This is a genomic window from Chloroherpetonaceae bacterium (assembly GCA_025056565.1).
Classification (GTDB): domain Bacteria; phylum Bacteroidota; class Chlorobiia; order Chlorobiales; family Thermochlorobacteraceae; genus Thermochlorobacter.
This window is the reverse complement of the sequence record JANWWA010000004.1, coordinates 112,627-126,612: the sequence shown is the minus strand read 5'-3', so window position 1 is coordinate 126,612 and position 13,986 is coordinate 112,627. Positions and strand designations below refer to the sequence as shown.

General features: G+C 50.1%; 8 protein-coding genes. 5 read left to right on the top strand and 3 right to left on the bottom strand.

Annotated features, from left to right (window positions below):
• The 3 genes from NZM05_04775 to dnaE all read right to left on the bottom strand — a co-directional run bounded on the left by NZM05_04775 (position 1) and on the right by dnaE (position 4,261).
• Positions 1-264: a glutaredoxin family protein gene (locus NZM05_04775; protein ID MCS7012931.1), complete on the bottom strand. Its 264-nt coding sequence runs from the start codon at positions 262-264 to the stop codon at positions 1-3.
• Positions 265-591, bottom strand: coding sequence for a thioredoxin (trxA, locus tag NZM05_04770; GenBank protein ID MCS7012930.1), 327 nt, complete (start codon positions 589-591; stop codon positions 265-267). It abuts the gene before it with no gap.
• 67 nt (positions 592-658) lie between these two features.
• A complete protein-coding gene (dnaE, locus tag NZM05_04765) occupies positions 659-4,261 on the bottom strand; it encodes a DNA polymerase III subunit alpha (protein MCS7012929.1) in 3,603 nt (1,200 codons plus the stop codon).
• Between the two features lie 607 nt (positions 4,262-4,868).
• Between dnaE and NZM05_04760 the strand changes: the two genes are divergently transcribed.
• The 5 genes from NZM05_04760 to NZM05_04740 all read left to right on the top strand — a co-directional run bounded on the left by NZM05_04760 (position 4,869) and on the right by NZM05_04740 (position 13,968).
• On the top strand, positions 4,869-5,894 hold the full coding sequence (locus tag NZM05_04760; protein MCS7012928.1) for an extracellular solute-binding protein: 1,026 nt from the start codon (positions 4,869-4,871) through the stop codon (positions 5,892-5,894).
• Positions 5,895-6,017: 123 nt separating this feature from the next.
• On the top strand, positions 6,018-7,793 hold the full coding sequence (locus tag NZM05_04755) for a glycosyltransferase family 39 protein (protein MCS7012927.1): 1,776 nt from the start codon (positions 6,018-6,020) through the stop codon (positions 7,791-7,793).
• Positions 7,794-7,947: 154 nt separating this feature from the next.
• Positions 7,948-9,060, top strand: coding sequence for a response regulator (locus tag NZM05_04750; GenBank protein MCS7012926.1), 1,113 nt, complete (start codon positions 7,948-7,950; stop codon positions 9,058-9,060).
• A gap of 22 nt (positions 9,061-9,082) precedes the next feature.
• Complete coding sequence (locus NZM05_04745) at positions 9,083-12,574, top strand: PAS domain-containing protein (protein MCS7012925.1); 3,492 nt, start codon at positions 9,083-9,085, stop codon at positions 12,572-12,574.
• A gap of 119 nt (positions 12,575-12,693) precedes the next feature.
• Positions 12,694-13,968, top strand: coding sequence for a response regulator (locus NZM05_04740; protein ID MCS7012924.1), 1,275 nt, complete (start codon positions 12,694-12,696; stop codon positions 13,966-13,968).
• Positions 13,969-13,986: the final 18 nt, after the last annotated feature.

Below are 13,986 nucleotides of genomic sequence, written 5' to 3'. Positions count from 1 at the left end.
TCAAAGCTGTTCGGCTGCACTGAGTGCTTCCAAGAGCTGAAGGGGTCTGGGATTGACGAAGACGGCTTCAGCGCTTTGCGTGCGCACCACTACAGTTGGCACCACATGTTTGCCTCCTGTATGTTTCATCACGATTTCAGCTGCGCCTGCTACGCGCTCAATGTCAATCTTTTCAAAAGGAATGTTGTGTTCGGTCAGCACTCGCTCAATGCGGTAGCAGTCAGGGCACCACGTTGTGGCATAGATTGTAATTTTCGTTGTCATCTATGCCAACTGCAATTTGAGTTTGCTTTCAATGACGCCTTTTGGGACCGCCCCGATGATTTGGTCAACGACTTGCCCATTCTTAAAGATGAGCAAGGTGGGAATGCTTCGAATGCCGTATTTCATTGAGGTCATTGGGTTTTCATCGACGTTGAGCTTTGCTACCTTGGCTTTGCCCTCATACTCGGCAGCCAACTCTTCGACGACGGGTGCAATCATTCGGCATGGACCGCACCAGACTGCCCAAAAGTCAACTAAAACAGGTTTGTCGGATTTCAGCACCTCTGCCTCGAAGTTGGCATCAGTTGCTGTGATGTATTTTGCCATTGCTATGTACGATTTCAGTTAGGTTGAGAAAAGTCGAAACTGCGCAAAGTTACAACTTGTTGAAAAATTATGATGATAGCCAAACTGCCCCTGCACCTAAGGCATGTTCAAGTTTCTCCAAAACCTCATTGTCGGGGTCAACGGTTGCTCTGCGTGCAAAGAGCCGCATTCGTGCGGCTTTGCCGTTCTCCGAGTAGCATACTTCAAAATCAATTGGGACGCTGCCTCGATGCATGTCGCAAATTTCTTTTACCGCTTGGGCTTTGGCAAGACTTTCCGCATCGTCTGCGTCTAGTCGCAACACCACACGCTGGAGAAACTTATCGCGCACTTTCCGAATAGGAATCACTTCTTGCACCAAGAGTTTGGTTTGATTGTCTTTGCGCTCTGCCTCAGCAATTAGCATCACAACCGCATCTTTCTGGAAGTCTTTCTCGAAGCGTTCATACACGCTGGCGAATGCGGTTAGGTCTGCCTTACCTTCGAAGTCTTCAATCGTGCCAAAAAGCATTGGATTGCCTTTTTTGTCCAGATGCTTTTTCAGCTCGGTGAGCACGCCAATAATGCGATAGAGTCGCTTCGGCTCAAAGGTTTTGCTGCCGAGCTTGAGTGTAGCAAAGGCTTCCCAATCACGGCGATAGGCATCGAGCGGGTGTGTGGACACATAGAAACCAATAAGCGCCACTTCACGGCGCAGTCGCTCTGAATCGCTCCACTCTTCGGCTTTTACCAGCTCTGGGTATGCAGCCTCTTCCGAGCCGAGAAACTGCTCATCGTTAAAAAAGCCCTCTTGCCCCAAAGTGGTGCGCCTATTCTGCTTTTGTCCAAACTCTATAGCGCGCTCGAGGTTCTGCAAGAGCGTAGCCCGCCCTACCCCGAACTCGTCCATTGCACCTGCTTCAATCAGGCACTCAATAGCCTTTCGATTGATCACGCGCAAATCTACCGACGCACAGAAGTCAAACAAGTTTTTGAAAGATTTCCTGCGGCGTTTGCGAGCTGCTACAATCTCTTTTGCTGCACTGCCTACGTGCTTGATGGCTGAAAAACCAATGCGAATTGCTGTGCGCCCGTTTGGCAAGTCTTCGACAGTTGAGAGTGCGTCGCTTTTGTTCAGGCTCGGCGGCAAAATCTTGATACCCATTGACCGCACTTCATCGGTGAGCAATTTCATTCGTTCTGCGTCACCTGCTTCGCTGTTCAGCACCGCACACATAAACTCTGCGGTGTAATGCGCTTTGAGATACGCTGTCCAGTATGCCAAAATCCCATAGGCTGCTGCATGCGATTTATTGAAGCCGTAGCCAGCAAATTTTTCCATCATATCAAAGACTTCATTTGCTTTGGCCTCAGAGATGCCGCGCTCGGCTGCGCCTTTTACGAACTTTTCACGTTCCTGTGCCATCTTGTCTTTTTCCTTTTTGCCCATTGCACGCCGCAGAATGTCCGCCCCGCCGAGCGTGTAGCCCGCCATCACCTGCGCCATCTGCATCACTTGCTCTTGATAGACTGGGATGCCGTAGGTGGACTTTAAAATCGGCTCGAGCAAGGGATGCGGATACTCAATGGCTTCACGGCCGTGCTTGCGCTCGATGTAGCGTGGAATCAAGTCCATCGGACCTGGGCGGTAGAGCGCATTCATTGCAATAATGTCATCAATGCATGTGGGGCGCAGTTGCATCATATAGCTTTGCATGCCAGGCGATTCAAACTGGAAAATGCCTGCCATTTTGCCGTCCTGAAAAATTTTGTAGGTCTTCATATCGTCCATTGGCAGGCTTTCCAAATCAATAGTAACTTTGTGCCGCTTTTCAATGAGCCGCAAGGCTTCATCAATCACGGCCAGCGTCTCTAAGCCAAGATAGTCAATTTTAAGTAGCCCTGCTTTTTCAATCCAGTCTTTATCGAACTGCGTTACGACCTGCTTTTCATCCTTGCTTTTGAAGCCGGTGCTGCTCAGCTCGATTTCTTCGGGTTCTTCATCAGCGTAGCGGCGCTCTTCGGCTTCCACCTTGTCGGAAATGTAGAGTGGCACGTAGTCATCGACACATCCATTGGTGATGACCACGCCTGCTGCATGCACTGACACATTGCGCGCTCGTCCTTCCAGCGCCAGCGAATATTCCATCAGTTTTCGAATGCGCACATCAGGACTTTTAAGCAAGTCCTGCAGCTCTTTAACAGGCTCAATTTCAAGGTTACCGTGCTTGTCACGCTTGCCATAGACAAAGTCGCGCAACGCTGCCCCAATCGGCTTGCTGGGCACTAATTTTGTAATCCGCGTCACTTCCTCGAGAGGAATTTCCAAGACTCGTCCAACATCTTTGATAACTGCTTTGGCACCTAAGGTTGAAATCGCCACCACTTTTGCCACGCTTTGCTCACCGTAGCGATCAATCGTGTATTCCAAGACTTTTTGCTTGCCTACAGGTGTAAAATCAATGTCAATGTCGGGCATTGAGATGCGCTCAGGATTGAGAAAACGCTCGAAGAGCAGGTCATACTGGAGCGGCTCCACACGGGTGATATCCGTTAGATAGGCTACAATGCTACCTGCGACCGAGCCCCGTCCAGGCCCTACCGAGTAGCCTTGTCGACGCGAGGCGGCGATAAGGTCGCTCACAATCAGGAAGTAGGAGCTAAAGCCCATTTTGGCAATCGTGGTCAGTTCATACTCAATGCGCTCACGAATTTGCTTGCCACGCTCGCCTAGTGCATCAAGGTCGCCATATTTGCGTGCAGCACCTTGATAGGTGAGGTAGCGCAGATAGTCCGCGTCATCTTTGAATCCTTCGGGTAATTTGAAGAGCGGCAGTTGGGGGTTGCTATCTTTGAAGTGAAACTCACACTTCTCGGCAATTTCCAGCGTGTGCGACAGTTCATTGTGGCTGTTGTCGAAAAGTGCAGCCATTTCTTCGGGGGATTTGAGGTAAAATTCATCGGTTGGAAACTTCATTCGTTTGCTGGAAGAGAGCGTTGCTTTGCTCTTCATTGCCAGCATTACTTCTTGAATGGGCGCATCTTTTTTCTCCAAGTAGTGCACATCGTTGGTCGCAACCAGTTTCACGTCCCATTTCGTAGCCAGTCGGATAAGGTGCGCATTTAGGCGTGCGTCTTCGGGTGCGTTGTGTCGCTCGAGCTCAATGTAGAAATCATCGCCGAACACTTCCTTATGTGCTTTGATAAATGCCTCCGCACCTGCTTCATCGCCCCTCAGCACCAGCTTAGCCAGTTCACCACGGTCACAAGAAGTGGTGCAAATTAGCCCTTCGGCGTGTGTGAAGAGCGTTTCACGGTCTGCACGGGGGCGGTAATAAAACCCTTCCCGTGCTGCAATGGAGAGAATTTTGCATAGGTTCTTGTAGCCTATCCGATTTTTCACCAGCACATTTAAGTGGTGCACTTCGGTGGTGCTTTTGTCGTGGCGTGATGTAGGCGCAATAAATAGCTCCGCTCCAACGATGAGCTTGAAAGGCTGACCACACTTTTCAGAGACTTTCTTTGCCTCACTAAATAGCTCCGGCATATTGAACAGCGACGCATGGTCAGTTACCGCCACTGCGTTCATTCCTAAGTCAAGGCATTTCTGAAACAGTTCGGCTGGCAGAATGGGACTGCTCAGCATAGAGTAATGTGTATGGGTATGAAGATGAATGAAGTTCGGCGTCATCGTTCTTGGGATTCATACCTGTATCTGCCAAATATAGGCACTTTGAACTTGCGATGGCTTCGGTGATTTCTGCAGTGCAAGGTGGGTTCAGCAGACTTCGGTGGAGATTTCGCCACGCTATGGTGATTTTTGCCCTGACGGCTGTGCTTACCTACGCAGGACGCTATGTTTGTGCCTATCCTTTTGGACTGGCACGGTGTTTGAGCGCTTGTCATGCAGCCGTTTTTGATTAGCGGGTTCGTTAAATGTGCAAGCAAATGGATAGAGCGCAATCTACTTGCCCATTTCATTTTCCCCCCGAAACCTGCCAGCGCTTGGGCTGCCAAGTTCACTGTGATTCTGCACCTGCACTATGCCGTTTCAGGCAGTTTGTGCCAACACTTGCCCACTCGAGTCACTCGGAACCGGCGCAGCAATTTGTGGTGCAAGTCTGTGCATGGTGTGGTGAAGTTTTACGGATTCGCCCTACTAAAGAGAATGAGTATCACACTGTCTCTCACGGCATTTGCGTAGCTTGTGCGGCGGCGCTGCGCGCAAAATCAAAGCCCAGTTGAACGAATCATTTGCACCTGAGCGTTGAAGGCTCACCGTAACGACATCTTTTGCCATGCTACACATCTTTCGTATACCCGTGCACCTTTGGCTAATCGGACTTTTAGCCAGTTGCCAGACCCCTGCCAAAGACAAGGTTGTGGTCTACTCGCCACACGGCAAAGAAATGCTCTCTTACTTCGAGCAAGCTTTTGAGGCAGCCTATCCAACTGTAGATGTCGTCTGGCTCGATATGGGGTCGCAGAGCATCTTTGACCGCATTCAGACTGAGCGAGAAAATCCACAGGCTGATGTGTGGTGGGGTGGTCCTAAAGAGCTGTTTGTGCTTGCGGATTCGTTAGGGCTGCTGGAACCTTATACGCCGTCATGGGCTTCTGCCTTGTCTCCTGAATACAAGTCGCCTCGTCACACTTGGCACGCCACGCATCGGACGGCAGAAGGCATTATGTACAACACAGAACTCCTTTCGCCAGATGCTGTGCCCAAAGAGTGGGACGACCTTTTGGATAGACGCTGGCAGCGTCAAATCATCATTCGTGACCCTGTGCAATCAGGCACAATGCAGACCATCTTTGCAGCAATGATTGAAAAGGAGCGCGTGCGCACTGGGTCGGTCGACTCTGGCTTTGCGTGGCTAGAAAAGCTGCATGCTAATACGAAAAGCTATGCAGCTGACCCAACACAGCTTTTTTTGAAACTCGCTCGTGGCGAGGCGTTGCTCACACTCTGGAACCTAAATGATGCCCTTTTGCAATCTCGCTTGAATCGATTTCCATTTGGTTTTATTCTCCCTGAAAGCGGCACCGTTTTCGCTATTGAGGGCATTGCAATTGTAAAGGGCGCAAAGCACTTGGAGAATGCAAAGCGATTCTATGAGTTCGTCACTTCCCCAGAAAGTCTACACATTCAAGCGGAACGCTTCTACCGCATTCCTGCTCGCAGTGACTTGAAGCTAAATGTGGACTGGCTGAAAGGTTTATCGCTTAAACCACTTCTGTCGCAAACCGATTACCTCGAGCGCCATCAGCGCGCTTGGCTCAAACGCTGGCAAGAAGAAATTCGCCCCAAAAGTCTGGAGTAGTCAAAGCTCCTCGCTTTTCGCATATTTTTGCAAATGCGTCTAAGAGAAGCTGTGTGTAGCCGTCTTTACAAGCAAAAGCACTTCAAAATCCTGTTGCGTAAGCTAAGAATTGGAGCTTGATTGATGCGAAGGCTATTTCAGCCATCTCTGACTTTTACCTCCTTACTTGCACTGTCGATATGGCTGCTTGTGCTATGGCAACTGCCTTACTTGGAACTTCAGCCTTACGATGAAGGCTACTACGCTCTGCGCACGAAAGCCATCCTTTACTTCAATTGCTGGCTTGACCAAAGCGACTATGCCATCGGCGGATTTTACTCTGCGTCTCACCCACCGCTCTACATCTGGCTTGCTGCACTCTCGGCGAAGGTGGTTGGAATGGGAGAGTTTGCTTTTCGCTTGCCGTCGTGGCTTGCTGCCTGCCTTTTTTTGACAACGCTGGTGCAGGTTGCAAAACGGTCAGATTTACCACATACCCCGCTTTATGCGCTAGTTGTAGCAGGCTTTTTGCCACTGGTGCTCTGGTATGCTCGCCTTGCTCAGCTTGATATGTTGCTGATGTGGCTTTCCATGCTTCAAGTTTATTTTTTCCAGCGCTATGAACAGTCCGGTCGCCTCTGGCATGCTGCAGCGGCTGGATTGGTGCTTGGCGGCGCTTTGATGACGAAAGTGCTGGTTGGACTTTTTCCTGCGCTTGCAATTGGTCTGTGTGAAGGCTATCGCATTTGGACAAAGCAAATTACCTGCAAGAATGCTTTGCGTGCCTTACTACTGTTCTATGCTCTTGGACTTTCAGTGGCGATGCTATGGTTTGCGTGGATATGTGCTCAGCATCCGGGATATTTTGAGCAGTATATCTCATGGTTTGTGGCCGACCGAGTGCAGCGCAATCAAATGCTGTCGCAGCATCGCACAGGGGTCTTTTACTATCTCAATGTAGTGCTCACGCGTATCCCTTTGGCTGCGCTGAGTATGCTTTGGTTCTGGGCATTTTGGCGGCAACCGCATGTTCGTAAGCCCTATCGTGTGAGATGGCTTATCTGGCTACTGCTTACCGCATCGGTGCTATCGCTTTCGCAAACCAAGCTCCTTTGGTACACGCTGCTTTTTTTGCCACCCCTGATATTGATGGCTGCAGAATCCTTATCCTTGCTACTGAATGTGCCTAACGAGCACCACTTGGTGAAGCTAATCGCATTGAGCGCACTGTTTCTATCCTGCATTTGGTCGCTCTTGCAACCCTTTCACCGCGCAGTGCTTGAAGCGATACTCAATCAGGATTGGCTGGTCATGCTGGGCATAGTGGCTGTGCTGGCTGCAGCGCTGGCAGCGGGTGCTTTGGTGCACATAGCTTTGCGTCGTGAGCAAACGCGCGCAGTGCTTCTTACCTTGCTTATCTTGACCAGCACCTGTGTTGCAATATGGAGTGCAGTCAATGGATTAGCATTTGTGCAAACTTATCACGGGGCAAAGTCCGCATCGGAGTTTGTGCACCAGTCTAAGCCCGCCTGTCTCATTCACCTTGTGCCTCCTGCGCGCATTGGAGACCAGCGTTTTAATCCACAGTTCAGCTACTACTTTGATGGGATTGACGTGGATACTATGAAGTGGGGCGCAATGATGCGCTATGTGCGGTTGCCTGTCACTGCTGCTGCAGCGCTTCGAGATACACTTGCAGCAGAGCCATCGTGCGCAATTGTGCTCGAAAAGACTGTTCTTTCCAGCGAAAGACTGCAGCTACAAACCGTCAATGAGTTAGAATGGACTGCCCACCTGCTCCAGCTTGTGAAGGTCTTGGACACCCCCAACTACGCTGTCTATGTGCCACAGCCACAGTCGTTTTTCATGCGCCAGTCAAGCCAACCCAACCCTGTTTTGCGCAATGGAGGCGGGCTATGAAAAAAAAATTTCGAGCGTAAGTCCTCTTTTTGAAAGAACTTACCAAGTCAAATTATTCAAAACTTATCGAAATCTTATTTCTTTTGAAGCGCCCTGAGCGACTTTTGCTGCACTTTTTGCACAGTAGGCTCTGCAACGCAAACAAAACTAAACTATGATGCAATCATCCAAGAAACTTAAAGTGCTCTTCGTTGATGATGAGCCAATGATTCTCGAGGGGCTAGCGCAGCTCTTTGACACCACCTACGATGTGCACACAGTCTGCTGCGGTCAAGAAGCAATTGAGTATGTGCGGCAGCATCCCGATATTGCAATCGTGGTGAGCGACCAGCGAATGCCCGGCCTCAAAGGCATTGATGTGCTCAAAGCCATCAAGGAAATCTCCCCAGACACGATTCGCATCTTGCTGACAGGTTTTGCTGATGCTGATGCAATTTTGGATTCGGTTAATGTGGGTGAAGTGTTCCGCTATGTCAAAAAGCCTTGGAAACCTGATGAACTGACGGCGATTGTCTCACTGGCAGCCGCAACTTACCTTAGTCGCAAAAAGGTCAAAGAAGCAAAGGAAGCGGCTAAAAAGTCAGAACCCGTTGCCTCTCCCGAAGCACTTGAATCGAGCTCTGTGCAAAGCCTCGCTATGCAAGAATTGCAAAAGCAGCGCAGCATTGAGGAGAAGTTCTTCGACCGACTTACGCAAGCTGCTCCAGGCAATGTTGAGCAAGCCTTTCAAAGCCCCAGCGGTAAGCCCAAGATTTTGGTCGTCGATGATGAGCAAGGTGTGCTGACTGCGCTTACGCAATTGCTCTCTGATTCTTATGAAGTTTTTACGGCTCGCTCAGCCGATGAAGCGATGGCGCTCTTAAAGCAAGACTCTTTTATGACGCTGCTTCTCACTGACCAGCGTATGCCGAAGAAGACCGGCACAGACTTTCTCATTGAATCCAGAGAGATTGCGCCGCTTGTGCCTAAGATTCTCATCACGGCATACACTGATGTTGAAGACATCATCCGCCTTATCAACGAGGGACAAATCTATCGCTACATTCAGAAGCCATGGCATCCTGAAAAACTGCGCGAAACGATTGCTGAAGCAATTGACCTCTATCTCTATCAGGTAAAATCTAAGTTAGAAGAAAGCAGCAGCAATGGCACTTCACATCATTCAGATAAAGCTGCGCAAGACAGCAAGCCTGCGCTGAACCCCAACAATACACTCAGCGCGCTGGCTGCCCTTAGCCAGATGGCCAAACAAAAATCACAAGCCTAAACCCACACTGAAGGAGGACACTATGTTGACCAAAGACCTGCACACGAACCACGAAAATGGAAATGGGCATTACACAGAAGCCAGCACCGCCACCCACTACGCTGCCACGCAAGCTGAACTGGAACGCCGATTGCGCCCAAGTGAAGAGACCTTTCGCAAGATGGTGAACACCGTGCCCAGTATGATTTATCAGATTCTCTTTCGTCCCGATGGCACAATTGTCTATCCATTTGTCAGCGAAGGCAGCAAAGCCATCTATGGCATTGAGCCAGAACGCATTATGCAAGATGCGTCGCTGATTACGCGCATGTGGCACCCTGATGATGTCGGCGAGTATATGCGCCGTGTTGAGGAATGCCGTCGCACTTTGCAGCCTTTTGATATGGAATGTCGCATTGTGATGCCTGACGGTCAAATCAAGTGGCTACATGTGCGCTCGCAGCCAGAACTGCAGCCAGATGGCGGTCTACTCTTCTACGGCGTGCGCATGGACATCACGGCGCAAAAAGAAGCTGAAGCCCGACTGCGCTTGCAGCAAGAGCAACTCAATGCCGCCGTCGATCTGGCAAAGCTGGCATTCTGGGAAGGGGATTTGCAGAAGCAGTGCTTTTTCTTCAACGAACAATGCTATGCGCTTCTGGGCACCAGCGTTGCACGCGAAGGCAAATACGAAATTTCAATCGAGGATTACCTCTCACGCTTTGTTCTGCCCGAAGATGTGCCTGCTTCGGTGCAGCACCTGCAAGCCATTTTAGCTTCGCCCACACTGAATCGTGGTGAAGCAACCTATCGCATTCGTCGGGCTGACGACGGCACGATTCGCTACATTAAGGTCATCTACCACGTGGAGCGCAACGCGGACAGCGTGCCTGTTCGCCTCTTCGGCCCGATGCAGGACATCACCGACATCAAAGAAGCCGAAGAAAAACTGCGCAAGAGCGAAGAAATCTTCCGAAAAACCGTCAACACTGTGCCCAGTGTCATTTACCAATTAAAGTTTAATCCTGATGGCACATACTCCTATCCGTTTATGAGTGAAAATTGCAAAGCGCTCTACGAAGTTAGCGCAGAAGAAGCGATGCGTGATGCCACAATTCTGACCAAAATGTGGCACCCCGACGATGTAGAAGCATACTGGCGACAAATTCGCCGCACATTAGAGCATCTTGTGCCACTAGATATTACAATGCGCATCATCACGCCTTCTGGAAAGACCAAGTGGGTGCGTGTCAACTCCAATCCAGAAAAGCAAGCGGACGGCAGCATTGTTCTCTATGGTGTGCGCACTGAGATTACCGAGCAAAAGCAGCGCGAGCAGCTTGTTGCCAAAATCCAAACCGTTCAACAGAATATCTCGACGCGCCCCGAGTTTTACAATGGTGATTTTGATAGCGCTGTTGCCGTGCTAACCGAACAACTTTGCGATGCAATTAGTGTAGGCCAAGCAGGAGTGTGGTTTGTCGATGACGAAATGACTAAAATTGTGTCAGTTGATGTCTTCCATCAGCCTACACGGACGCACTCCAAAGGCACAGAGCTTTTTGCCAAAGACTTTCCAAATTACTTTGCGGCGCTGCGGTCGGAACGCAACATTGTTGCAACCGATGCACACCGTCATCCTGCCACGGCTGAGTTTTCAGATGTCTATCTGACCCCGCAAGGCATCGGGGCTATGCTTGATGTGCCTATCCGTTACAACGGCCAGGTCTTAGGCGTGATTTGTTTGGAGCATCTTGGCGGCACACGTGAGTGGACGGGCGAAGAAATCAACTTTGCGCTGTATGTGGCGGATATGGTTTCACTTGCCATGCAATCGCGTGAGCGCAAAGAAGCCGAAGCGAAACTGCGACAGCAGCAGGCGCAGATGAACGCCGCCGCCGACCTTGCTCAGCTGGCTTTCTGGGAAAGCGATTTGCGCACACAGGTCTCTACCCTGAACGACCGCTGCTACGCTCTGTTGGGCACAAGTGCAGAGCAAGAAGGGGGATATCAGATGAGTGTGCAAAGGTTCTTTGAGCGCTTCGTGTTGCCAGAAGACGCACTGGAAACGATGCAGCGTTTCCAAGCCGTCCTGTCTTCACCCACCGCCTTGCGTGGTGATGCCACTTATCGCATTCGTCGGGCTGACAACGGGCGCATTCGCTACATCAAGGTTATCTACGATATTGAGCGAGATGCCAACGGCACACCGATTCGCGTGTTCGGCCCGATGCAGGACATCACCGACATTAAAGAAACCGAAGAAAAACTGCGCAAGAGCGAAGAAAACTTCCGCAAGACGGTGAATGCCGTGCCCGGAATGATTTACCAGTTTGCACTTCTGCCTGATGGGACTATTCAGATGCCATATGTTAGCGAAGGCTGCCGCGACATTTTTGGATTGGAACCCGAAGCAATTATGCAAAACCCATCACTACTTTTTGCAATGATGGAGCCTGATGATGTTGCCGCTTCGCAAGTTGCTGTAGCAGAATCTGCTGCTAATATGTCACCGTTCCTATACGAGACGTGCTTTACGCTGCCCACTGGCAAACGCATTTGGACGCGTTTTCAAGGCAAGCCAACGAAGCGTGAAGATGGGGCAATCCTTTGGTATGGGATCTGTGTAGATATCACACAGCTTAAAACATTGGAAGCTGAGCTGCAGGCGCGCATCAAGGAAATCCAAGAGACACAAAAGCATCTCATTCAATCGGAAAAGATGTCGGCACTGGGGCAAATGGTCGCTGGTATTGCACACGAACTTAATACCCCAATCGGCTACGCCTCCAACAATGTGGCACTTATTCGCGACCGCTTCAAGAATATCTCTGCGCTGCTTCGCAAAGCGATCGAAGCACAGGATTGTGTCTATAACGGTCAGCTCGAGGAAGCCTTTACAAAAATGCAGGAGGTCAGCCATTCGCCAAACGGCACGATAGCGGAACTCGACGAGACCATTCGCCGCACGGATCGCCTCTTTAACGGTGTGATGCTGGGCTTTGAGCAGATGGCAAACCTTGTTCGGAGCATGCGCAACTTCTCACGCCTCGATGAAGCTGAAATGAAAAAAGCTGATATCAATGAAGGAGTGCGTAGCTGTCTCTTAATGATTGGGCATCAGTTGAAAGACAAAAATATTGAGCTGACTACGGAATATGGCGACATTCCAATGGTTGATTGCTTCCCTGCGCAGCTCAACCAAGTGTTTTTGAACTTGATTCAAAATGCCATTCACGCTGTCGAGGAAAGGCCTGAAGGCAAAGTGCACGTGTCAACTGGTCTTGAAGATGGTTATGTTGTCGTCAAGGTTAGTGACAATGGCAAGGGCATTCCCAAGCACATCCAATCCAAGATTTTTGACCCGTTCTTTACGACAAAGCCTGTTGGCAAAGGCACAGGTCTCGGCCTTTCGATTTGCTACTCTATCGTGCAAAAGCACAATGGCAAGCTATATTTTGAGACTGAAGAAGGCGTTGGCACCACCTTCTTTGTGAAAATTCCCGCTGTGGAATTTTTGGAAACGAAAAGTTAAATCCTTTGCAACTACTCGGGGCAACTTTAAGGGCGAGGGTCAGCATATTTGGTTTTTACCCTGTCTTCCCTCGCCCCGTTCATATTTTGGAAGATGAAACAATCAAGTAGGGTAGAACAATGCATAAAAAACCCAAAATGCTTATCGTCGACGATGAGCCGCAGGTGTTAGAGTCGCTCTCGCAACTCTTCGACAGAGAGTTTCAAGTTCTCACTGCCTCTGATGGGCAGACGGCACTCACGCTCTTGCAACACCATCTTGATGTGGCGATTGTCATCAGCGACCAGCGTATGCCCGGTATGCGGGGCGTAGAACTGCTGCGCAATGTCAAGCAGATTGCCCCTCACACCATGCGCATCTTGCTCACTGGATACGCTGACTTAGATGCTGTGCTGGACTCGGTTAATGTAGGAGAGGTTTTTCGATATGTGCGCAAGCCATGGGTGCCAGAGACGCTAAAATCTATCGTGGCACTGGCAATGGCTAGCTATATGCTGCGCTGCCAAAAGATGAATCGTGAGCAGCCAAAGAAAGCACCTGCTTCTACTCAGCAAGCGGCATCACCTGCGCCCATCCCACAGCGTCGGCGCACTGACCCAAATTTTGTGCCACCGCCTGATGGCCACCTGCCCCCGATTCCAGACCCACTTCCACAGCGGCGCAAAACTGACCCGGGCTACACAAGCTTTGAAGAAGAGTTCTTTGCTCGCTCTGAGGTCGCTTCAGACCAATTGTCGCCTGAACGTGTCTTTGAAAGCTTCGAAGAGGAATTCTTTGCTGCCTTCCGAGCTGAGGCCATTTCTGAGCTTAAGAAGTTCGAGAGCTTTGAAGAAGAATTTTTCGCAAAGCTTAATGCCAAAGTCGCGCTCCTTGAAGAGAGCAAGGCAAAATTCTCGACAGCTTTGCAGACTCTACCTAACGAGAAGTCTGTATTCGAAAAAGTCTTCTGTGGTCGAAGTGGCAAACCCAGAATTCTGGTTGTCGACGATGAAAGCCGTGTGCTCAGTGCGCTCTCTGAGCTTCTTAGTGCAGATTACGACGTGCTCACTTGCACCTCAGCCGATGCGGCTCTGGATATTCTGGAAAGCAGCGCCTTCGTAGCATGTATTCTTACCGATATGCGAATGCCCAAGAAATCAGGCAGCCAGTTCTTGCAAGAAGCTGAAGCCTTAGCCCCGCTGGTACCAAAAATTCTAATGACTGCCTTCAGCGACATTGAGGATATTATCGCACTCATCAATAAGGGCTTGCTGTTTCGGCACATTCAAAAGCCGTGGGATATTAGCAAGCTCAGTGCCGCGCTCAGCGAAGCGGTCCTGCGCTGCAAAGAAAATGTAGAAGCAGGTCTAATGCGCCACTTGCCTGCTCAAAAGAATATTGTAGCGCAGCATTAGCGATTGGCACACTTTCGA